At 31.4% G+C, this 21,921-nt stretch carries 22 protein-coding genes and 1 riboswitch; of the genes, 8 read left to right on the top strand and 14 right to left on the bottom strand.

All coding sequences use genetic code 11. The features are described from left to right. The 11 genes from B3792_RS12455 to B3792_RS12405 form a co-directional block, all read right to left on the bottom strand. A partial coding sequence (locus tag B3792_RS12455) for a hypothetical protein (RefSeq protein ID WP_291048153.1) occupies window positions 1-260 on the bottom strand: 260 nt, incomplete at its 3' end. Between the two features lie 92 nt (window positions 261-352). Beyond that, window positions 353-1,606 (bottom strand): MFS transporter, encoded by a 1,254-nt coding sequence (locus B3792_RS12450; protein WP_286496264.1) that lies wholly within the window; start codon window positions 1,604-1,606, stop codon window positions 353-355. Window positions 1,607-1,760: 154 nt separating this feature from the next. After that, window positions 1,761-2,423 (bottom strand): 3,4-dihydroxy-2-butanone-4-phosphate synthase, encoded by a 663-nt coding sequence (gene ribB / locus B3792_RS12445; protein ID WP_114999705.1) that lies wholly within the window; start codon window positions 2,421-2,423, stop codon window positions 1,761-1,763. A gap of 131 nt (window positions 2,424-2,554) precedes the next feature. After that, a riboswitch (FMN riboswitch) is annotated at window positions 2,555-2,683 on the bottom strand. 355 nt (window positions 2,684-3,038) lie between these two features. After that, entirely contained in the window at window positions 3,039-3,662 is a 624-nt protein-coding gene (locus B3792_RS12440; protein WP_291069736.1) for an SGNH/GDSL hydrolase family protein, read from the bottom strand. Window positions 3,663-3,665: 3 nt separating this feature from the next. Continuing rightward, the gene (locus B3792_RS12435; RefSeq protein WP_280037369.1) at window positions 3,666-5,075 is read right to left on the bottom strand and encodes a radical SAM protein; all 1,410 of its coding nucleotides are present in this window, start codon (window positions 5,073-5,075) and stop codon (window positions 3,666-3,668) included. Between the two features lie 46 nt (window positions 5,076-5,121). After that, window positions 5,122-5,355, bottom strand: a complete 234-nt coding sequence (locus B3792_RS12430) for a hypothetical protein (RefSeq protein ID WP_114999703.1) — start codon at window positions 5,353-5,355, stop codon at window positions 5,122-5,124. 1 nt (window position 5,356) lies between these two features. After that, window positions 5,357-5,557 carry a hypothetical protein gene (locus tag B3792_RS12425; protein ID WP_114999701.1) on the bottom strand — a complete coding sequence of 67 codons (201 nt, stop codon included), beginning with the start codon at window positions 5,555-5,557 and terminating at the stop codon, window positions 5,357-5,359. Beyond that, the gene (locus B3792_RS12420; protein WP_312067361.1) at window positions 5,557-6,303 is read right to left on the bottom strand and encodes a prolipoprotein diacylglyceryl transferase; all 747 of its coding nucleotides are present in this window, start codon (window positions 6,301-6,303) and stop codon (window positions 5,557-5,559) included. Before B3792_RS12420 ends, B3792_RS12425 begins: the two co-directional genes overlap by 1 nt. A gap of 94 nt (window positions 6,304-6,397) precedes the next feature. After that, complete coding sequence (locus tag B3792_RS12415) at window positions 6,398-7,231, bottom strand: 1,4-dihydroxy-2-naphthoyl-CoA synthase (protein ID WP_114999699.1); 834 nt, start codon at window positions 7,229-7,231, stop codon at window positions 6,398-6,400. A gap of 249 nt (window positions 7,232-7,480) precedes the next feature. Then, window positions 7,481-9,523, bottom strand: a complete 2,043-nt coding sequence (locus B3792_RS12410) for a M16 family metallopeptidase (protein ID WP_286496265.1) — start codon at window positions 9,521-9,523, stop codon at window positions 7,481-7,483. A gap of 14 nt (window positions 9,524-9,537) precedes the next feature. Beyond that, window positions 9,538-10,860: a M16 family metallopeptidase gene (locus B3792_RS12405; RefSeq protein WP_219035009.1), complete on the bottom strand. Its 1,323-nt coding sequence runs from the start codon at window positions 10,858-10,860 to the stop codon at window positions 9,538-9,540. Between the two features lie 219 nt (window positions 10,861-11,079). Between B3792_RS12405 and B3792_RS12400 the strand changes: the two genes are divergently transcribed. The 4 genes from B3792_RS12400 (at window position 11,080) to B3792_RS12385 (ending at window position 14,647) form a co-directional block, all read left to right on the top strand. Then, window positions 11,080-11,883 carry a sulfite exporter TauE/SafE family protein gene (locus tag B3792_RS12400; protein WP_219035008.1) on the top strand — a complete coding sequence of 268 codons (804 nt, stop codon included), beginning with the start codon at window positions 11,080-11,082 and terminating at the stop codon, window positions 11,881-11,883. 8 nt (window positions 11,884-11,891) lie between these two features. Then, a complete protein-coding gene (locus tag B3792_RS12395; protein WP_286496266.1) occupies window positions 11,892-12,479 on the top strand; it encodes a methyltransferase domain-containing protein in 588 nt (195 codons plus the stop codon). 137 nt (window positions 12,480-12,616) lie between these two features. Continuing rightward, complete coding sequence (locus B3792_RS12390) at window positions 12,617-14,056, top strand: MBL fold metallo-hydrolase (protein WP_286496268.1); 1,440 nt, start codon at window positions 12,617-12,619, stop codon at window positions 14,054-14,056. A 78-nt stretch (window positions 14,057-14,134) separates the two neighbouring features. Next, window positions 14,135-14,647, top strand: a complete 513-nt coding sequence (locus tag B3792_RS12385; protein ID WP_180906231.1) for a hypothetical protein — start codon at window positions 14,135-14,137, stop codon at window positions 14,645-14,647. Window positions 14,648-14,662: 15 nt separating this feature from the next. Here the strand turns inward: B3792_RS12385 and B3792_RS12380 are convergent, their stop codons facing one another. Next, on the bottom strand, window positions 14,663-15,904 hold the full coding sequence (locus B3792_RS12380; protein ID WP_219035006.1) for a glycosyltransferase: 1,242 nt from the start codon (window positions 15,902-15,904) through the stop codon (window positions 14,663-14,665). 99 nt (window positions 15,905-16,003) lie between these two features. On the opposite strand from B3792_RS12380, the gene B3792_RS12375 reads away from it, so the two are divergent. From B3792_RS12375 to B3792_RS12360, 4 genes are all read left to right on the top strand, one after another. Continuing rightward, window positions 16,004-16,405 (top strand): hypothetical protein, encoded by a 402-nt coding sequence (locus B3792_RS12375; protein WP_219035005.1) that lies wholly within the window; start codon window positions 16,004-16,006, stop codon window positions 16,403-16,405. Window positions 16,406-16,475: 70 nt separating this feature from the next. Continuing rightward, window positions 16,476-17,057, top strand: coding sequence for a tRNA-(ms[2]io[6]A)-hydroxylase (locus B3792_RS12370; RefSeq protein WP_115001228.1), 582 nt, complete (start codon window positions 16,476-16,478; stop codon window positions 17,055-17,057). A gap of 127 nt (window positions 17,058-17,184) precedes the next feature. Then, window positions 17,185-18,216, top strand: coding sequence for an LLM class flavin-dependent oxidoreductase (locus B3792_RS12365; protein ID WP_125350202.1), 1,032 nt, complete (start codon window positions 17,185-17,187; stop codon window positions 18,214-18,216). A 70-nt stretch (window positions 18,217-18,286) separates the two neighbouring features. Beyond that, complete coding sequence (locus B3792_RS12360; RefSeq protein ID WP_125350203.1) at window positions 18,287-18,952, top strand: DUF2490 domain-containing protein; 666 nt, start codon at window positions 18,287-18,289, stop codon at window positions 18,950-18,952. A gap of 188 nt (window positions 18,953-19,140) precedes the next feature. Here B3792_RS12360 and B3792_RS12355 read toward each other — a convergent pair whose 3' ends face one another. Both B3792_RS12355 and B3792_RS12350 read right to left on the bottom strand, forming a co-directional pair. Then, a complete protein-coding gene (locus B3792_RS12355) occupies window positions 19,141-19,695 on the bottom strand; it encodes a biliverdin-producing heme oxygenase (RefSeq protein ID WP_291048121.1) in 555 nt (184 codons plus the stop codon). Beyond that, a complete protein-coding gene (locus B3792_RS12350; RefSeq protein WP_291069734.1) occupies window positions 19,685-21,880 on the bottom strand; it encodes an ATP-binding protein in 2,196 nt (731 codons plus the stop codon). The genes B3792_RS12355 and B3792_RS12350 overlap by 11 nt, the downstream gene beginning before the upstream one ends. Window positions 21,881-21,921: the final 41 nt, after the last annotated feature.

The following is a 21,921-nucleotide window of genomic DNA, read 5'->3' as shown; positions in this document are numbered from 1 at the left end:
ACAAGGGGAAGATTACAGTATCTGTTTATAAAATCTAAGATGTAAAAATCTTTATAGATATTATTAATAGGACTACTTCCTTCATAACATAAATAATTATGTTTAGGTTTTAAAAAGCGAATTGATTCTTTTTCGAAGTTATTCTTGATTGTAAAGTGTATCATATTATTTTCGACTTTATCAACCTTTATTTTAATTTCATCCTTATTACAACTCAACAAACCAAATCCTAAAAGTAAAAAGTAAACAATAGATTTCATTGATAATTATTTTCTTAAAGATAACAAAAAAGCGAATCAATTGATTCGCTTTACTTTATTTTAAAACCTTTACTTCTTTTTATCTTAATATTTTATTCTAAGGTTACTTTTCGAATAGGTTTGATGAAAAATGCAATTAAAATTACGGTTAAAATTGTCATTGTTCCACCAAAAATAATTCCTGGAACTAACCCTAAAAATGTTGCAGCAATTCCACTTTCTAAAGCTCCTAATTCGTTAGAAGAACTCACAAATATTGAATTGACAGATGAAACACGACCTTTCAAATTTTCGGGCGTTTTAATTTGTAAAATACTTTGACGAATTACCATCGAAATTGCATCAAAAGCACCTCCAAACATCAAAATCACAAAACATAAATACAGATTTTGACTAAATCCGAAAGATATAATGCAAATACCAAACATTGCGACTGCTCCCAATAATTTTGGTCCAACATTTCCTTTTAATAAACTTGGAATCATCGACAAGAAAAACATCATTATAATCGATCCAATTCCATGTGCTGAACGTAATAATCCAAAAGCTTCAGAACCTTGATTCAATACTTTTTCAACGAAAGCTGGTAACAACGATTCTGCTCCACCAAAGAAAACCGCAAACATATCCAAACTCAAAACAGCTAATATAATTGGCGTTCCCCAAATAAATCTCAAACCTTCTTTGATACGTATCATTGGCGATTCTGTCGATTCTGATTCTGATATTTCTGCTGGTTTTTTAGAAATTAATAATATCATCACCATCGAAATACACATAATTGTAAAAGCGGTTATCAAAGCGGCTTCAATACCAAATTTTGCTAAAATAACTCCTCCTGCCAAAGGTCCTAAAACTGATCCAATCATAAATGCAGACGAAGAAACTGGAATTGCTTTTGTGTAGTTTTCTTTACGGACAACTAAGGCTAAAAGTGCAAATAAAGCTGGTCCGCTAAAGGATCTTGTCAATCCTAAAATGAAAAATGCAAAATAACAGATTCCCAAATAAACAGGAATTCCGATTGCTTGGCGAACTGACGGAAAGTTAACAATCATCAAGACAAAAGAAGCGGTCATAAAACAACCAATACTTCGTACCAAGATCATCCGTTTATCCAATTTATCGACCAATTGTCCCGCATAAAAAGCAGTTAAAAGAATTGGTAAAAACTCGGCTAAACCAATTAATCCAAGAAAAATTTCTTTCTGAGTGACTTTAAAAATTTCGTACGCAACAGACGTACTCTGAATGAATAAAGCAAAGATTAAGGAAAACCTTAAAAATATGAATGGAATAAATTCTTTATTTTTCCAAACGGATGGAACTTTCTCCTCTGATGTCATTTTGTAATTTGAATTTTAAGTTTTTAAATGTACATTGATTTTATTCAAAATTACCTTGATTTTGGATAATAAATTTTGTATAAAATCAAAAAAAATCTTCGTGTATTTCTACCCGAAGATTTTTGAAAGTTTATGATGTATTTTATTGTTTAATTTAAGCGAATTCTAATTGTTTTTTCTCCTCTAATTGAAGACGATATTCGTAAATATCCTCAATTGTCAAAACAGTCATTTCATGTTTTTCGGCAAAATCTATAATTTGCGGAACTTTCGCCATTGTACCATCAACATTTGTCAATTCGCACAAAACTGCTTCATTTCCTAAACCTGCTAATTTCACAATATCAATACTTCCTTCTGTATGTCCTCGACGTTCCATAACGCCTTTTGGACGAGCAATTAAAGGAAAAACATGTCCAGGTCGATTAAGGTCAGTCGGTTTTGCAATTGGATTAATTGCTGTTTTTATCGTTTGTATACGATCGGCTGCAGAAACACCAGTTGTTACACCTTCTTTTGCTTCAATAGTTACTGTAAATGCAGTATGAAAACGTGAGTTATTGTTTTCGACCATAGGATTTAGCTCCAATTCATCTGCTTTTTCTTGTGTAAGACACAGACAAACAATACCGCTACATTCACGAATCAATAAAGCCATATCAGGCGCAGTAATTGTGGAAGCAGGAAAAATGATATCACCCTCGTTTTCACGATTTTCATCATCAATTAATAAAATTCCTTTTCCGTTTTGTAGATCTTTTATTGCATTTGCAATTCTTTCATTGGCTGTTGAGCCAAATTGTGTGATTGTTTTCATTTGATTTTTGTTTTATCATGAAACATCACTTCAGGGCGAAACACATTGTTAAGTAATAAGCTCAAAGTTGTGCGTCATGAGTTTTTCACTCAGAACTTAACACTTATCACTCATGACTTTCAGTTGTGTTCAATTTTCTTCTCTCATCCAGACTATACTGTCGGTTTTGGAGTTTCACCAAATCAGTCCAATAACAGTTGTTAAAGGAGTCGCGGACTATAACCGCCGGTAAGGAATTTCGCCTTGCCCCGAAGAAAATTTCGTTTGTTAATACTAATTTTTTATTTGAAAAATTACCATAAACTTTCGCGAACAAAGTTACAAAACCAAAATGAGTTATTTATAATGAATAAAGATTATTTTGTTTACTATCAATAAAAACCATATCTTCATTAAAACACTAATAAAATGAAAAACAAAGCATTAAGAATAATTCTGAAAATTGGTTATTACGCTTTATGCGGATATTTAGTTGGATTATTAATTTCTTAGATCTCACCAACTGGAACAAGCCAAAACGCACCATTTACATGTATAGCTGGATCAATGACTTTTTTATTTTTTAAAGATTATATCATTCCATATTACAGAAGTCAAATTCAACAAAAATAGATTTTACAAATATTTCTCTACAATCGGTTTGATTTGATTTGCGATAAATTGATATCCTTTTTCATTTGGATGAATACCATCTTTTGAAAGAAATTCTTCTTTAGTTGAATTAAAACGTGAGAAAATATCAATAAATTCTATTTGATTTTGAAGTGCTAATTCTTTTAGCTTTTGATTGTATAATTCAATTTTTTGAGTCGTACGAAATTTACGTTTAGGAACTTTTATTCCATCAACCGTTTTAGAGATTGGTAAAATACTTATCACATAAATGTTAACTGTAAATTCTTTTGCTTGAGAAATTACTTCAAAAAGATTTGATTCAAAATTAACAAGAGAAACCAATTCTAAATCATTTCTTTCAGCTAAATCATTTGCGCCATAAAAAAAGAAAATTAGATTTTCGTCAGGAGAAAAGCGCGCTTTTGTCTCAACTTCAAATCGTTTCATTAAACCTTCTGTTGTCTCTCCTCCTATTCCGAGATTAAAACAATTGACTTCGTTTGCATTGTTATTATAAAACTCAGCATGGCAATAACGTTTCAAAATTTCTACATAACCTCCCAAAACCCCGTCATATTCGCCGTAGGTAATACTATCTCCAAAAAATAAGCAATTTGTCATCATCATCTAAAACAACACTTTATCCTCTTTTCTCAATTCTTCTAAATAAGCAGCTTTTTCGTCACGATAAAATAAATTCATTGTTTCGAATGGAATTAATTTCAAATCTTTGTTGACGATATGTACGCAAGACTTTTTAACAGCACGAACATCAAAATCATGTGCATCCATAAAATTCAAAATGATTATTCGGAACAAATTATCGTAATCTAAATCCAATTCGGGCGCGCAAACTTCTGGTAAACAACAAAGCAACTGATTCATTTTTGGTTGTACTTTATCCACAGAAATTCCTGTGCTAAAAATATCCAACAACTGTACTTTCAATTCTTCATCTTGTTCGTAAACAATTGTATTTTTTGATTCGTTATTCAATAAATCGGCAGGATTTATATAGCGTGTTAACGGAATTACCTCGTCATTTAATTTTAACATATATCCCATTGCCAAAGCATCAGGATTACACGAAACCGGAATAATATCATCTCCATTGAAAAGAGGATATTGATTCAGAATCTCTTGACGAACTTCCGTTAAGGTAATTTTTTCATGAATAGAGTCTTCTCTGTTTCGGCCTGCAATTTCTACAGGTTGAAAAGTAACTCCACGTACACATTTTTGTTTTAAAGCAAAATCGATGATTTTTCCAATTTCATCCGTATTTTTATCTTTTTGAAGAACAACAACCAAAGTTGTAGAAAGATTTAATTCATTCAATTTTTCTAAAGCTTTCATTCGAACATCTGTCAAATCTTTTCCTCGAAAATCTTCTAAAACTTCTTTTTTAAATGAATCAAATTGTAAATAAACTTCAAATTCTGGTGCATAAGTTGCTAATTTTTCTGCAAAACCTGGATCATTCGCAATTCTAATTCCGTTTGTATTCAACATCAAATGTTTAATTGGTTTTGATTTTGCAATTTCCATAATCTCAAAAAATTGTGGATGAATTGTTGGCTCTCCGCCACTAATTTGAACCACATCGGGTTCGCCTTCATTTTTAACAATGGTATCAAACATCGCTTCTATTTGCTCTAAACTACGATGAGAACCGTAATGTGGCGATGACATGGCGTAACAAGTAGGGCACGTTAAATTGCATCGATCCGTCACCTCAACAATTGATAAACACGAATGTTGCTCGTGATCGACACACAAACCACAATCGTACGGACAACCATATTCTACATCTGTCTCAAAATGCAAAGGCATTTCTGATGCTTTATTGTAATTTCTTATGTTTTTATAATAATCGACATCCGTTGCTATTTTTGTTTTGAAGAAACCATGATCTGGACAACGTTTTGTCATAAAAACATTCTCGTCCTCGATAATAATTTTTGCACCAACACGTTTTAAACATTCTGGACAAAGTGAAATTGTATAATCGTAATACGTGTAATTTCTAACCGGCATAATATAAGTTTTAAGTAGATTTAAGTTTTAATGAAAGGTACGATGTTTACATAGATCCACAAACCATTCCTGAAATAATAAGTGTAACCAATGCACACATTCCAAAAATCATTAAATAGTATTTTGAAGATTTACTTTTTCCAGAAATAGAATTTATGATTAGCGAAATTACTGTTCCAACAGCGCCTCCAATAAGTGCAATTACTGCTAAAATTGCTATAATAACATAAATAAAATCGTTTCCAAATCCTCCTTCTGCAAATATTACTGAATATATCATATTAGTTTCCAATTAAAATTAAGCCACAAATTGAACCCGAAGCAAGTAAAATCCCTATTCCCCAAACCATTAGTTTTAGAGACATTTCTACACTTTCTATCTCATTTTTATTCTTTGTAAATAAGTACAAAATAAAACCTGCTACAGAAAGTACAGAACCAATAAGAAGTAAAATAAAAACAATTGTAAATAAAGATTCCATTAGTTAGATTTAAGTTGTGATAACTTAAAGATATAATAAAAAATAACACCAACACAAGTAATTTGAATAGAACTTAATCCTAAAAAAATGGGATGTATTGGTTTGATAAAATCTAAACAGAAACGAAACACAAAATAAGCCAGCATAAAGATTTGAAACAAATATCCAGAAGGATAAATATATTTTTTCTGAACGATTTTTAAAACTATCCAAAGCAAAATAAGGTAAACAATTTCGTACAAAGCAACTGGATGACGTAACAATCCATCGCCTAAATCCATTCCGAAAATAGATGTTGTTTCTATTCCATATGTTTGTTCATAAACGCCTGTTAAAAAGCAACCAATTCGTCCAATTATCATCGCTAAAATCAAAGGAAAAGTAATCAAATCGCCTGTACTTTCTTTGTATCTAATTATCTTTTTTGTGAGTTCTACACCAATTAAACCAAAGGTTAAACCACCTATGATTGTGTTACTTGTCCAGAAAAAGAGAAAAGGATTTTCTGCATCCAAAAGAGCTTGCGGATTTTCTAATGTTCCAATTATTTTAGAGCCCAAAAGCGCTCCAATTAATGCGCCTATAATTATACTAAACGATTGTGTTGTCGATAAACTTGATTTGTTTCGTTTTCGTAGAAATGCATAATAACGCATCGCAATAAAAATTCCGACCGATTCGAGAATAGGATGAACTAAGACTGAGTGTCCAAAAATTTCAATGGATACAGGAAAATCTATTATCACAAATTAATTAGGTTTTGAGTAAAAGTAATTGATTTTATAGAAATAAAAAAAGCGATGTTAAACATCGCTTTTCGTTTATATTTTGAAAATTTTCTTATCTAAATTTTGAAAAATCTCTTGGACGTTTTTCTAAGAATGCATTACGACCTTCTACAGCCTCTTCTGTACCATATGCAAAACGTGTGGTTTCTCCTGCAAAAATTTGTTGTCCAACTAAACCATCATCTACCAAATTGAATGCATATTTCAACATTTTAATTGCTGTTGGCGATTTTGTTAAAATCTCTTGTGCCCAATCAAAAGCAACTTGTTCTAACTCGTCATGCGGAACAACTAAATTTACCATTCCCATATCGTAAGCCTCTTGTGCAGAGTAATTCAATCCTAAGAAAAAGATTTCACGGGCACGTTTTTGACCAACTTGTTTTGCCAAATAAGCCGAACCGTAACCACCATCAAATGAAGCTACATCTGCATCAGTTTGTTTGAAAATCGCATGTTCTTTAGAAGCCAATGTCATGTCACAAACCACGTGCAAAGAATGTCCTCCTCCTACTGCCCAACCATTTACAACGGCTACAACAACTTTTGTCGAAAAACGAATTAAACGCTGAACTTCTAAAATATTCAAACGTCCAACACCATCTTGTCCTTCATAACCTTTTGCACCACGAACGCGTTGATCACCTCCAGAACAAAAAGCCCAACCACCATCTTTTGCAGATGGTCCTTCTCCTGTCAATAAAATTACACCAACTTCACGATCTTCTTCTGCTAATTGAAAAGCATCTAATAATTCGAAAACAGTTTTTGGGCGAAATGCATTACGAACTTCAGGACGATTAAATGCTATACGCATTACTCCATCACATTTCTTGAACGTGATATCTTCGTACTCCTTTACCGTTTGCCAATTGATTGTTGCCATTATATATTTTGTTTTTTGATTAAAAATTTCTCAAAAATAAGATTTATTCATTTTTAAAAAGAATTTTCAGTTATTAATCTCAAGTTTTTCTACGCAATTCTAGCATACGCTGATCTATAATCTCTTGATACTCTTCTTTAATTACCTTATTTTTTGCGCTAAGAGGTTTTATTCATCATAGTGGTATAAAAAAAGACAATCCGAAAAATACGAATTGCCTTTTAATTTGAAAAATATTTAAAAGAATTGTTATTTAAAATCTGCGTCAGAAACGTTTTTATTAATTTCTACTGATTCAATTACTATTTTAGCTGTTTGAGGTCCAGCTTCTGTTAAAATTTCTGTTGGCATTAAAATACCTTCAAAAGTTTTATATCCTTTGTTTATCGTCGTCGCAATCATTTCTCCTTGTGGAGATTTCATTTTTTGTTCAGACTTCATTAACAAGCCAGTTTTTACATCATAATAATCTGTACGAGAAATATCTGCAGCAACAACTTTGTAATATTCAACTCCGTTTTCAGAAACGATTCCTTCTACTTTAGCCGATTTATAACCTTCTGACAATGGTACAAACAAAGAATTTGTTTTCTTTAAAGGATCTGTCATTTCAGCTGGTAAATCAAATTTTTGTCCTTGAAAAACAAACCCTTTCTCACCATCAAAAATTTGTTTAATAATAAGTCCACCTATATTATAACTTACAAAAGTTTTATTAGGCGCAGCAGATTTAGATATATATTCTCCATTTCTACCCATCATGTCAATTTTTCCTTTTTGAGCAATCGATTTTACAGCTTTCACTTTGTCCGTACCACCAATAGCTTTGAAAAAATTATCTGTAATTTGAGCAACTGAAACAGTTGTAGTTTTTGCACCAGAAGTTGGTTTATCTATTTTATTTCCGAAAGAATCGTAGTAATTAACTGAGTAACCTAATTTTTCTAAAGCTGGTGCAATTTGCTCTAATTTACCTGTTACATTGATTTTTGCTTGATCTGGACGGAAATATTTTTTCGAAACACGTAAAACATCATCAATTGTTACAGCATTTATATTTTTGATATAATCTGCATAAAAACTATCTGATAATTGATTTGTCTTTTTCGTTAAAGCCTGGTTAGCAACCGTAGAAGGACTTTCTAAAGTCAAGATAAAGTTTCCTAAGAATTTTGCTTTTACATCATTCAACGTTTGTTGATCAATTTTGTTTAACGTCATTCCTTTAATTTCTTTCATCGTCTCAACGATAGCAGAATCCGTCACTTCGTTACGAACAGTTGCATTAGTATTGAAACGTCCAATGTAACGAGAATCAGAAACTCCACCACGTGCACCATATGTCCAACCATGCGCTTCACGAAGATTCATATTCAATTTCGAATTAAAATCGCCTCCCAAAATAGACGACGCAATTAACGCTGCATAATAATCTGGATCTTTCTTTGTCAACTGAACTGGATACGAAACTGAGACCACAGATTGCACTGCGTTAGGCATATTAATCGCATTTAATTCCGTTTTTGTAACTTCTTCTACTTTTGGAAATGCTGGAATATTTAATTTTCCTGTTTGCCAAGAATCAAAGTTTTTCTCCGCCAATGCTTTTACATCTTTTGTCGAAATATCTCCAACAACAATCAAATAAGCATTGTTTGGTTTGTAGTAGGTATTGTAGTAATCCTTCACATCTTGCAATGTAATTTTCTCAATTTGGGCTGGTGTATCAAATTCTGAGAAAGGATTATTTTTTCCATAAACTAATATATTCGAAACGCGAGATGCTGCTGCTTCTACAGATTTTTCATTCGACTTTAAACCTTCGATGTAACGTTTTTTAACATCAGCAAATTCACTTTCAGTAAAGTTTGGATTCATAGCTCCATCAGCCATATAACCAAAAATCTCGTTAAAATACTTAGTTAAAGAACTTGCAGAAGCTCCTTCTTCCCAAAAATTAACGCGAGCTCCTAAAAACTCAATACGTTTATTGAAATCATCTTTCGATTTTGTTTTTGTTCCTGTTCCCAACATTTCGCCCAACAAAGACTCTGCTCCTTTTTTTGCACCTAATGCATATGGAGGATTATCGATTGTTAATGTAGCAGAAACTCGTGGTAATTTATGATTTTCAACAACGATAACTGTTAAACCATTTTTTAATTTGAATTCGTTCGATTTTCCTAAATTAACCGTCGGTGCTGGACCTGGTTTTGGCATTGGAATCGCCACTTGCGCATTTAAGCTAACTGCCATAAAAGCGATTGCAAGAGATAATATTTTTGTTTTCATAATTCGGTTGTTTTTTATTTTGCAGCTTTTTTAGATTCTGGTAAATAATGAATAATTACACGTTGGTTTTTGTTTAGATACTTTTTAGCAACATTGCGAATATCTTCTCTTGTTACAGATTGATAAACTTTCAATTCTTCGTTGATTTTATTTGTATCTCCGCCCAACATATAAGCATCCGCTAAAGCATGTGCAATGTTTTGAACACCCGATTTTGAAGCCACAAAACTATTTTCAATTCCATTTAAGATTTTTTGGTAATCTTCTTCAGAAATCAAATTTGTTTGAACTTTTTCTATATCTTGTTGTAAATCTCCTTCTAATTTATCCAAAGAAACTTCTCCTTGAGGTAAAATTCCGATTGAATAAATTCCGTAATCTTCCATTTGACGATTGAAAGCAAATATTTGTAATGCTTCTTTTTTCTCGTCAACATATTTTTTATATAAAACTGATGATTTTCCACCTGTTAAATAGCTTGATAACATTTCTAATGCATAAGCATCTTTTGATTTGTTATCTGGCGTACGATAATTAATCGCCAATAAAGGAATCTGAATATTTGCATCATATTCTGTTGCACGAATTTCTGATGTAATTGGATCTTCCTTCTCAACAGTTTTCACAACATCTTTTCCTCTTGGAATTACACCAAAATATTTCTCAATTAATTTCTTTGCTTCGTCTTTATTAAAATCACCCGCAACAACTAATACAGCATTATTTGGCACATAAAAAGTTTGACTAAAGTGTTTGAAATCGTCTAATTTTGCATTACTCAAATCCTCAAAAGAACCAATTACACTCCAACGGTAAGGATGTTTTTTGAAAACATGAGGATTAACCGCTTCTCCGTACGAAAATTTACCATAAGGTTGATTGTCTAAACGAGAACGTTTTTCTTCTTTTACAACTTCTTTTTGTGTATCGACGCCAATTTGATTGATGATTGGTTGACGCAAACGATCAGATTCCATCCATAATCCTAATTCTAAATTATTTGATGGAAAAGTTTCGTAATAATATGTTCTGTCCGTTGTTGTATTCGCATTGTTAGAACCTCCATGAGAAGAAACAATTTTGAACCATTCACCTCTCTTAATATTCTCTGTTCCTTCAAATAATAAATGCTCAAAAAAGTGTGCAAAACCTGTTTTACCAACTTGCTCATCTTTCGAACCTACGTGATACATAACACCTGTTGTAATAACTGGAGCAGAATTATCTTGATGAAGGATAACATGCAATCCGTTTGCTAGAGTATACTCATCAAATTTTATTTGCTGACCAAATAATGCTGATCCTGCAAATAAGATAGACATAAAAATTTTCTTCATTTAGTATTTTTTAAGTTTTTATCTATTATGCTTATGTAACATTAGTAGCAGTTTTTTTGAAAATGTTACACCAAATTTGCATAATAATTAAAAAAAGTAAAATAATACACGTCTATTGATTTAGTAGGCATTTGTATTAATTTACAACAATATTTCATAATATACCTATAGTAATTGTTATTGTATTTGCTATAGATTTGTAAAAATCGAGAGAAAAAAATGGATTTTATAGAGTTTTTTGGTTTTGTAGGTGCCTTCTTCATCGGACTAATTATGGGAGTTCTTGGTGGTGGTGGATCTATTTTAGCCGTTCCTATTTTAGCGTATATTTTTCATTTCGACGAAAAAATTGCTACTGCTTATTCATTATGCATCGTTGGATCGACAGGATTGATTGGAGGAATAAAGCAAGCTTCGCAAAAAATGGTTGATTGGAAAGTCGTTTTTCAATTTGGATTACCAGCTGTTGTTGGAATTACATTGGTTCGTGCATTTTTAATTCCTGCCCTGCCAAGTAATTTATTTTCTATAGGCGATTTTATCGTCACACGTCGAATGGCAATGTTTGGTTTATTCGCTATTCTGATGGTTTTCGCAGCTATTTCTATGTTAAAAGGGAAGAAAGAAGAACAAATTAATCAGAAAAATGATAAGCTAAATCCTCTTTTATTAATTCAAGGATTTTTAATCGGAGGATTAACAGGAATGGTTGGTGCTGGCGGTGGTTTTTTGATTGTTCCGGCATTAATGATGGTTGCAAAATTAGATATGAAAAGAGCTTCGGCAACTTCGTTGGTAATTATTGCCATCAATTCACTTATCGGATTTTTTATTGGTGATGCTTTACATATCAAAATTGATTGGAGTTTTTTGAGTGTTTTCATTGGAATTTCTATGGTTGGAATTCTTGTCGGAACCTACATCAACAAATTTTTACCAGTACAATTTCTAAAACGAACATTTGCAATCTTCATTATTTTAATGGCAATTTTTATGTTCATCGAAGAATTTATAATTCAATAATTTAAAGTATGGAACTGAACGAAAATTTTTGGAACGATAAATACATCACAAATCAAACTGGTTGGGATTTAAAAGCTCCTTCTACTCCACTAAAAGAGTATATCGATCAATTGGAAGATAAAAATATCAGAATTCTGATTCCAGGTTGTGGAAATGCTTACGAAGCAGAATATCTTTTGGAACAAGGTTTTACGAATATTACATTGATTGATATTTCGGAAATTGTAGTCGAAAAAATCAAAGAAAAATTTAAACATAATCCCAATATCAAAGTTCTTCATCAAGATTTTTTTGAGTTAGATGGTGAATTTGATTTGATTTTAGAACAAACTTTTTTCTGTGCATTAGATCCAAAATTACGTCAAAGCTATAGTATCAAAATGAATGAACTGCTAACCGAAAACGGAAAATTAGTTGGTGTATTATTCAACAGAGAATTCGGAAATGAAACGCCTCCTTTTGGAGGTGATAAAACTGAATATCAGACGTATTTCAATGATTATTTTGATTTCAAAGTCATGGAAAATTGTTACAATTCTATTCCGCCAAGAGCTAAAACCGAATTATTTATTAATCTAAAAAAGATTGCCAAATAACCTATGATTTCATTCATAAATTTTAAGTTAACTATCAATCTTATTTGAGTTTAAATAGAAGAAAAGTATCAGAATTCATCCATCAGAGGAAAATTCTAAATTTAAATATTTGTATTTTTACACACTAAATCATTCTTATGAAAATTGAACAAATTTACACCGGATGTCTTGCGCAAGGTGCTTATTATATAGAAAGCAATGGTGAAGTTGCAATTATTGATCCGTTGAGAGAAACACAATCTTACATCGATCAAGCGACAAAAGACAATGCAAAAATCAAATACATTTTCGAAACGCATTTTCATGCAGATTTCGTTTCAGGACATGTAGATTTGGCGCAAAAAACTGGTGCTACAATTATTTATGGTCCAACTGCGGAACCAAATTTTGATACACATATCGCAACTGATGGCGAAGTTTTTTCTTTAGGAAATATAACTATTACAGCTTTACACACACCAGGTCATACCATGGAGAGTACAACGTATTTATTGAAAGATGAAAACGGTAAAGATTATGCAATTTTTACAGGAGATACTTTATTTATTGGTGATGTTGGTCGTCCAGATTTAGCTCAAAAATTAAATACAGACTTAACGCAAGAAAAATTAGCTGGTTATTTATTTGATTCTTTACGAAACAAAATTATGCCTTTAGCTAATGATATTATCGTATATCCTGCACACGGAGCGGGTTCTGCTTGTGGAAAAAACATGAGTAAAGAAACTTTTGATTCGCTAGGACATCAAAAAGAAGTGAATTATGCTTTGAATCCTTCTATGACAAAAGAGGAATTTATTACTGAATTAACTTCAGGATTAATGCCTCCTCCATTCTATTTTCCAGAAAATGTAATGATGAACAAATTGGGTGTTGAATCTTTGGATGTAGTGAAAGAACGTGCGAATAAAGCTTTATTTCCAGACGAATTTATGCAAGTTGCGGAAGATACAAATGCGTTAATTTTAGATGTTCGCGATCCTCAAACTTTTGCAGCTGGATTTATTCCAAACTCCATCAATATTGGAATTAGAGGAAATTTTGCACCTTGGGTTGGTACATTAATCACAGATATCAAACAACCAATTTTGTTAATTGCAGAAATTGGTGAAGAAGAGGAAGCGGTAACACGTTTGGCTCGTGTCGGATATGACAATGTAATCGGATTTTTGAACAATGGTTTCCAAGCTTGGGTTGAGGCTGAAAAAGATTTCGATGAAATTGTTTCGGTTTCTCCAGAAGAGTTTGTAGAGTTAGTTGATGAAACTGAATTAAAAGTTTTGGACGTTCGTAAGCCAGGTGAATATGAAACTTCTCACGTAGAAGGTGCAATTACAGCTCCTTTAGATTTCATCAATGAATCTATGAAATTAATCGATCCTGAAGAAACCTATTTAGTACATTGTGCAGGAGGATATCGTTCAATGATTTTCTCTTCAATTTTACGCGCTCGTGGTTACGAAAATTTGATTGACGTTGCTGGAGGTTTTGGTAAAATAAAAGAAGTTGAAGGTGTTAAAATTGTAGAAGGAACTTCGCCTTGTCAATCAGGAAATAATTCTTGTTCAACGAAATAAACAATTTATTTTAAATAATAACGTTATAGCCTTGGGATAATCAAGGCTTTTTTTATATTCGTCATCTAAATTCATCCAATGAAAAAATTGTTATTCATCGCCTCTCTTTTTACATGTATTACCGCTTTTGCTCAACAGAAAATACATGGAGCTGAATCGTTTGCGTTAACTATTCCAAAAGATTTTCAACGTACAGTTGGGTTAAATGATTATGCAACTATTCAATTTGAAAGTCTTGCTCCAAAGCCGAATTCGTATGGATTTGTGATTTTTGAACACAAAGATGAATTAAAATTGGCAGATTCTAATTTGGATATGATTGATTATACGCTAAATTCTATCGAGCCATATAAAACACAAAAAGGGTTTAATTATATCAAAAAACCTTATGTTGCCTACGAACAGGGATTCAATTATGCTTATACCGAATTTGAAACAAATGATCCCGAATCTGGACATATTTATTTCTTGCAAACTGTAATCGAAACGAAAGAATTTGTCTATCAGATTTTACAATATTGCAGTTTCGAAAATCAAGAAATAATGAAAAGCGATTTTGTCAAAATTGTAAATAGCTTCAAAGTAGAATAATCAACAAAAACCACCCTATTTCGAAAGGTTTTTGTTTTTCTGTTCAATCCAAAGTGACATATATTTTGTACTTTGATGATGATGATGTTGCAAAATTTGACCAATAAAATTTTGATTTCGATGTTGGATTAAATTTGCTTCAATCGATTTAATTTTCTCTAAAAAATCAGCTTCAAATTTATTTTTATTGTAATTCTCGTTCAGAATTTTGATTCCATTTTGTTGAGCAATTTCCCACTCTTTCTCATTATTGTAAAGCAAAATAGCTTTCTCCACAAACGCTTCAAAATCATCTTCTACAAAACCATTCCAATCAAAATTATCTTTCATTGCTTCTGCTCCAATCGTAGTCGTAACCGAAGGAGTTCCAGTTTGCATTGCATCCACAAACTTTCCTTTTACACCAGCGCCAAAATTAATCGGCGCCAACAAAACTTTGTAATTTGACATCGTTTCTTGCGCATTTTCTGCTCTACTTTTGATCAAAAATCGTTCGGAAGGATTATTTAATTGCAAAACTTTTTGCGTTGCATAAGCACCATAAATATGTAATTCAGCTTTCGGAAGTTTCTTTCTCAAAATTGGCCAAATTTCTTTTTTTAAGGTCTGAACACAATTAAAATTAGGTTCATGAATAAAATTTCCGATAAACATAAAATATTCTCTTTCTTCAAAACTTTTCCAAGAATTAATTTTTTCTTCTGTAATTTCATTTTCTAAAAAAGGCAAATAATACAAGATTTTTTCATCAATTTTAAATTGATTTTGTAGAATTTCTATTTCCTTTTTCGAAATCATCAACGATAAATCACAGCGTAAAATAGACGCTATTTCTCGTTTTGCTAAATCAGAAAACAATAAATCTTCTGTAAATTCTATTCCTTTTTTAGCTGCTTCTTGTCGCGCATTTCGTAGAAAATGTAAATCTTCTGTGTCCAAAATTTTCAATGCATTTGGACATTCTTTCGAAACTCGCCAACCATATTGTTCTTCAATCATAAAACGATCAAAAAGAACAATTTCAGGATTTAATTGTTTAATAAAATTATCAAAACTTTCATCATTTAACTGAATTACAACTTCTTTTATTCCTTTCAAAATCAAATCAAAACTATAATCAGATTTTGAAGCAGCGCAGGCAAAAGTTATCTCAAATTCAGCTTTTTGGAAACAATCAATTAACTGAATCATTCGAGTTCCTGCCGCAGAAGAAGTTGGTTCTGGCCAAACTTGACCAATGATTAAAAGTTTTTTCATCCCACAAAATTACACTTTCTGTTTCTTAATTGGAAGATTAAATATTATACACCCAATTTGGCTTATTTTAATGTAAATTTGCAGCTAAAATTATATAAAATGTCTTATCAAACTGTTTTTGAAGAATTTTTCGGGCAAGTAAAATCAAGTATCAAAGAAGGAACTTTTGCAAAACTTACAATGGCCAAAACTATTGGAGATACTGATCTTAAAAATATATTTGTTCGTTTACATCTTTTAGAAAATAATGAGTACAATTTTGCCTTCACATTTCGTTATAAAACCGAAGAAGTTGAGCAATTTCATAGTGTTGAACAGACTTTTTTAATTTTGAGTTCTTACATCAAAAATCCATTTACAAATGCTTTATTATTTACAACTGAAAAAGATTTGATTTTTAAAGTGAACAAAAAAAATGCAGCAAGTTTGACGGAACAAGCACCAACTTTCAAACATGCATCGGATGTGATATTAGAAATGATTGAAAAGAAAATCATTTAATAGACGATTTTTCACATTCAATCTTTAAACAATATAATTTCGTAAATTTGGACTTAATATTTTTCGAAAAATGCTTGGATTAAAACTTTTGACAGACCCACGTTGGGCTGATATTGCGGAAAGAAATTTAGAAGAAATTTTAACAGATCATGCGTGGTGTGAACAAAAAGCGGCGACAAACGCGATTACCATGATTGCGTATAATTCTGAACATGACGAATTTATTCAGGAAATGTCGGATATTGCAATCGAAGAAATGCAACATTTCAAAATGGTTGTAGAAATTATCGAGCGTCGGGGATACAAATTAGGTCGCGAGCGAAAAGATGATTATGTTGGTCAGTTGATGAAATTTTGTAAAAAAGATGGTTCCCGTAATATGGCTTTTGTGGATCGTTTGTTATTTGCTGCGATGATTGAAGCAAGAAGTTGTGAGCGTTTCAGAACATTATCTCAAAATATAAACGACGAAGAATTAGCAAAATTTTACTATGATTTGATGGTTTCGGAAGCGAATCATTACACAACTTTCTTAAATTTTGCTCGAAAACTTTCAACTGATGTTGATGTTGACAAACGTTGGAAAGAATGGTTGGATTTTGAAGGAAATTTGATTCAATCTTACGGAAATAAAGAAGCTATACACGGATAAAAACCCGTTTAAAAATAAGAAAAAAGAGTTCATTCGATTAAATTTGAATGAACTCTTTTTTCTTTCCTATCCTACATCAATTTAAATCTAAAATTCTATACGTAAATTTGACTAAATCTAAAATAGTATGGAATTAGGAATAGGAATGTTTGGCGATCTACATATTGATCCTAAAACTGGTTATACACAAACTCCTCAACAACGTATGAGTGAGATTATAGAAGAAGTGAAATTAATGGACGAAATTGGATTAGATTTCTTTGGAATTGGAGAACATCATCGTCCTGATTACGCAGTTTCTTCTCCAGAAATTATTTTGGCTGCTTTGTCTACAGTTACAAAAAATATTAAGTTGGGAAGTGCCGTTTCTGTCATCAGTTCTACAGATCCCGTAAAGTTGTATCAAGATTTTGCTAGTGTTGACAATTTATCGAATGGTCGTGCTGAAATTATGGCTGGACGCGGTTCATTCATCGAATCTTTCCCTCTTTTCGGTTATGATTTAAACGATTACGATGCTCTTTTTGATGAAAAACTTCGTTTACTTTTAGATTTAAATAAAAACGAAGTAATCAATTGGCGCGGAAATTTTAGAATGCCAATTATTAATCAAAGTGTTTATCCAAAACCTGTGCAAGAAAAACTACCTATTTGGATTGCTGTTGGCGGAACAAAATCATCAATTGTACGTGCTGCAACATTAGGTTTACCTATTATTTTCGCGATTATTGGAGGCAATCCTGCTGATTTTAACTATCTGTTCGAAATTTATAAACAAGTTTATATCGAAAATGGGCATGACGTAAATAAAATGCAAATTGGTGTTCATATGCATTCTTTTTTTGGAGAGGATAGCGAAAAAGTTGCTGAAGGATATTTTCCAATTTATGGCGCACAAATGAATAGAATTGGAGCAAGTAGAGGTTGGCCAAAATATACAAAACAACAATTTGATTATGGACGTTCTACAAATGGACATTTGATTGTTGGAGACGCTTCTTTGGCGGTTGATCGTATTTTGAAATATCAGGAAATGTTTGGTTTAACTCGTTTTTCTGCTCACATGGATGTTGGAGCGCCAAATCATTTGGATATGATGAAATCTATCGAAATTTTTGGAAAAGATATTTTACCAAAAGTGAAAAAGGTAACAAAATAAATTTAACATATACTGACAAAAGACACGATTCGTTTTCGTGTCTTTTTTTATTTTCGTTAAAATTGAATGAATGAAGAAAATATTAGCCTGTTTTATTGTTTTAGCCAACTTCGGTGTGCAAGCACAAGAAAGTAATTTTAGAACTTGGAATACCTTAAATATCAATCAAAAAATCAATAAAGATTTTAATTTTCAGTCGGATATACAATATCGTTCGTACGAAGATTTAGATCAGTTACAACAACTTTTGATTCGTGGAGGAATTGGTTACAACTTAACCGAAAATAACAATACAGTGTTAGCTGGTTACGCCTACATTCAGAACAGAACACCTACTTCTACCGATGATTATGCACATAGTCACGAGCATCGTTTGTATCAACAATTCAATACAAAACATACTTTACAACGTTTTAATTTTGCCCATCGCTTTCGTGTCGAAGAACGCTTTTTAGAAAATGATACACAATTTAGATTTCGTTATCAATTGACTGCAACTATTCCTCTAAATAATGCCAAATTAATCGAAAACACGTGGTATTTGAAAGCGTATGATGAGATTTTTCTACAAGCTGTAAAAGATAAAACATTTGATAGAAATCGACTTGGTTTAAGCTTTGGTTACGTTATTTCGCCAACTTTTAGTTTAGAAGCTGGTTATATGTTACAAAGTCTTAAAGCATCTCATACCGATCATTTGATGATTGGATTGACAGTTAATAATCTGATAAAATAGTCTTATCTTGGTTAGGATAATTTACACTTGATTATATGAAAGTCAAGCTAAATGGAAAAACAAAAGTAAAATGCACTATTTTTATTAATTACTAATATAATTAATCTAATCAATAATTTTAATTACTTCATAAAAAAATAAGACCTCTTTAGTCGAAACTAAAGAGGTCTTATTTAAAAATATTTTTTCTAAGCAAAACTTATCAAATCTTCGTAGGCTTTTTTTGCCCCTTCAAAAACTTGTTGTTGCTCTTCTTCAGTTGTAAATTCTTGATTAATATAACCAATAAAAGTTTTCCAGATTTGACCAAGGTTTTCGCCGTAATGTCCAAAATAATTGAAACTTTTATTCTCTAAAAAAGGATACTTTTTCAGTGTTTTTGCAATTACATTTCCGCCAAGCATAGAACCTTCTATCACATACAAAGCTCCAATTGCTTCGGCTCTATTTCGAAGCTCGAATTGTTTTGGTACATTCAATTCTTCTAAACCTAACTCATTGATATCTTGTTCAATCAAAGACAATTTATTCAATTTTGTCAACGTTAAATTTTTTAAATCTTTGTCATTCAAAAATTGTTTGATAGAATCTTCATAAGATTTTAGAAAAATATGATTAACCTGCAACATTTTATAGTAATTTTTATCTGTAAATGTGCTGTTAAACAATTTATTCGACTCTAATTTATCTTCAATTTCTTTGTGATAAACCGCTGTTTTTTCTTTTAAATAATCAGATAGCATTCGTTAGATTTTTTTTAAATGTTAATATAAAAGTTGTTCCTTCTCCTACTCTACTCTCAAAAGATATACCACCATTCATTCTATCCATCATTCTATGCGCAATCGAAAGTCCAACTCCGTTTCCAGAAATGTTTCCAGTGTTAGACATTCTGCTAAATAGCTTGAACATTTTATTATAATCTTCTTCTTTTATACCAATTCCGTTATCTTTTATTTTGAAGATAACTTCTTTATTATTGATTTCAGATGATATTTCAATCTTTGGATGTTTTGCTTGAGAGGAATATTTTATTGCATTACCAATAATATTCAGAAAAACCTCATAAAACATCGTTTTATCTCCCAAAACATTATGTATTTCTTCTACAACAACTTCAGTATTGTTAATTTTATAATACAACAAAACATCGTGTATAATCTTTTCTATGATTGGCTTTGTTTCGATTGTAGACAATACAATTTCTGATTTTTTAGCTTTACTCAACGCCAAAAGATCCTGCATCATTTGTGTCATTCGATCAATTTCTTCAATAACACTTTTTAATCGATCATTTTTAATTTCATCATCTTTCAAACTTCGTTGAAGCATCTGACAATTCAATTTCATCACCGATAATGGTGTACGTAAATCATGAGAAACTGTATAGGTAAACGAGTCTAATTCGTCATTTATTTCTTTTAATTGTTCATATAAACTATGAATTTTGAAAGACTGTAAATGAAGTGTTTCTATAATTAACTTAATCACTTCTTTCGCAACATATTTCTCCTTATCTAACCAAATAAACGATTTATTCTTAATGTTCTCTTGCCAAATTTTGAAAGAAGTTCGAGGAGAAAAACTGTGTATTTCATCACCATTTATAACATCTACATTTTTAATTTTACTTGGTTCTCCAGCCCAATTTAAGGTTTGAACTTGTTCTTTTTTGAACCAAATAATAAAATGTTCGTAAGTTTGATTTAGAAAACAAAACATTACACCAGCCGAACTTGGACTAAGCCTAAGCTCTTGTCCATAATCTAGATAAAAAGTATTCGAGGTAAATAAACGTGCTGAGTTTCTTTTAAATGCCCATTCTTTTATTCTCAAAATTTCTTCTTTATCTGGCGTTTCGCCTTCTACAAAAACATCGTCAAAATTAACCAATGCAATTCCATCTGCCTTTGTAAGATTAAGAACCTCTTTTAGATTATTGTTCATTGATTGCTGAAGATTTTCTTCTGTTAAAAGATTCTCTTTCAATTTAATCGCTGTTTCGTTAAAATGATTTTGGAACTTTAATCGTTCAGTTGATTTAAAATTCACATAAGTCAACCTTGCTTGACGCGTCAATAATTCGGTTTGCAAACGAACTTGATTTGGAATAAATTTTGGCTTGGAATTCTGACATGCTACAATTCCCCACAATTTTTCGTTAATTACAATAGAAATAGAGAAACTTGCTTCACAATTAGCATTGCGTAAATACTGTAGATGTATTGGAGAAAGTGCTCTAACAGAAGAGTACATCAAGTTTATTTTTTGATAATTCTCATTACCAATTAAAATGATTCTTTTACTGTCTACATCTGCAACCAAACGGCTTTTTTTCTCTAGATACAGTTGACGTGCTTGTTTAGGAATATCAAATTCGGGAAAACGCAAACCCATATAAGAACCTAATCCCTTATCAATTTCTTCCGCTATAACAACGCCACTACCATCTTCCAAAAATTTATACAACATTACTCTCTCGTAATGAATCAAGCTCTTGATAGATGAAATTAACAAATCCCAAGTTAAGCTTATAGACTTAGAGTACAGAATTTGTTCAGAAAAATTATAATAGGCTAATCTATTTTCTAAAATAATTAATTCTTCTAACTCTAAATAAATCAATTCATCAAAATGATAAACTGTTAAATGATAGGTTTTTGAATTAACTTTTGTATTAGTTCGGTAAAATTCACCTTGTTCTAAATTCAAAACCTCATCAAAATCAAGCTCAAAATCATGAAGTTGATTAATATGTTGGCTTAATATCTTTTCAGTAGAAATTTTAAATAATTCATCAATATTTTGAGAAAAAAATTCAATTTGATGCGAATTTTTATGAATTCCTATCAAATATCCAAAAGGTTGAATTTCGTTGAGAAACTGAATTTCTTCGTCTTCACAATTTTTGATGATTTGGTTGATCATATAAATGGTTTAGGAGTGTAATTATGAATCTAAGGTAAATT

It is taken from the genome of Empedobacter sp. UBA5924 (assembly GCF_002431085.1).
GTDB lineage: Bacteria > Bacteroidota > Bacteroidia > Flavobacteriales > Weeksellaceae > Empedobacter > Empedobacter falsenii_B.
This window is presented reverse-complemented; position numbering and strand designations above follow the sequence as displayed.

Bases quoted from the DNA above. Each gene is read 5' to 3' on its own strand.
- B3792_RS12350 (WP_291069734.1), bottom strand. From the start codon at position 21,880: ATGATCAACCAAATCATCAAAAATTGTGAAGACGAAGAAATTCAGTTT.
- B3792_RS12450 (WP_286496264.1), bottom strand. From the start codon at position 1,606: ATGACATCAGAGGAGAAAGTTCCATCCGTTTGGAAAAATAAAGAATTT.
- B3792_RS12365 (WP_125350202.1), top strand. From the start codon at position 17,185: ATGGAATTAGGAATAGGAATGTTTGGCGATCTACATATTGATCCTAAA.
- B3792_RS12375 (WP_219035005.1), top strand. From the start codon at position 16,004: ATGTCTTATCAAACTGTTTTTGAAGAATTTTTCGGGCAAGTAAAATCA.
- B3792_RS12385 (WP_180906231.1), top strand. From the start codon at position 14,135: ATGAAAAAATTGTTATTCATCGCCTCTCTTTTTACATGTATTACCGCT.
- B3792_RS12355 (WP_291048121.1), bottom strand. From the start codon at position 19,695: ATGCTATCTGATTATTTAAAAGAAAAAACAGCGGTTTATCACAAAGAA.
- B3792_RS12380 (WP_219035006.1), bottom strand. From the start codon at position 15,904: ATGAAAAAACTTTTAATCATTGGTCAAGTTTGGCCAGAACCAACTTCT.
- B3792_RS12440 (WP_291069736.1), bottom strand. From the start codon at position 3,662: ATGATGACAAATTGCTTATTTTTTGGAGATAGTATTACCTACGGCGAA.
- B3792_RS12425 (WP_114999701.1), bottom strand. From the start codon at position 5,557: ATGGAATCTTTATTTACAATTGTTTTTATTTTACTTCTTATTGGTTCT.
- B3792_RS12430 (WP_114999703.1), bottom strand. From the start codon at position 5,355: ATGATATATTCAGTAATATTTGCAGAAGGAGGATTTGGAAACGATTTT.
- B3792_RS12415 (WP_114999699.1), bottom strand. From the start codon at position 7,231: ATGGCAACAATCAATTGGCAAACGGTAAAGGAGTACGAAGATATCACG.
- B3792_RS12435 (WP_280037369.1), bottom strand. From the start codon at position 5,075: ATGCCGGTTAGAAATTACACGTATTACGATTATACAATTTCACTTTGT.
- B3792_RS12405 (WP_219035009.1), bottom strand. From the start codon at position 10,860: ATGAAGAAAATTTTTATGTCTATCTTATTTGCAGGATCAGCATTATTT.
- ribB (WP_114999705.1), bottom strand. From the start codon at position 2,423: ATGAAAACAATCACACAATTTGGCTCAACAGCCAATGAAAGAATTGCA.
- B3792_RS12360 (WP_125350203.1), top strand. From the start codon at position 18,287: ATGAAGAAAATATTAGCCTGTTTTATTGTTTTAGCCAACTTCGGTGTG.
- B3792_RS12410 (WP_286496265.1), bottom strand. From the start codon at position 9,523: ATGAAAACAAAAATATTATCTCTTGCAATCGCTTTTATGGCAGTTAGC.
- B3792_RS12370 (WP_115001228.1), top strand. From the start codon at position 16,476: ATGCTTGGATTAAAACTTTTGACAGACCCACGTTGGGCTGATATTGCG.
- B3792_RS12395 (WP_286496266.1), top strand. From the start codon at position 11,892: ATGGAACTGAACGAAAATTTTTGGAACGATAAATACATCACAAATCAA.
- B3792_RS12390 (WP_286496268.1), top strand. From the start codon at position 12,617: ATGAAAATTGAACAAATTTACACCGGATGTCTTGCGCAAGGTGCTTAT.
- B3792_RS12400 (WP_219035008.1), top strand. From the start codon at position 11,080: ATGGATTTTATAGAGTTTTTTGGTTTTGTAGGTGCCTTCTTCATCGGA.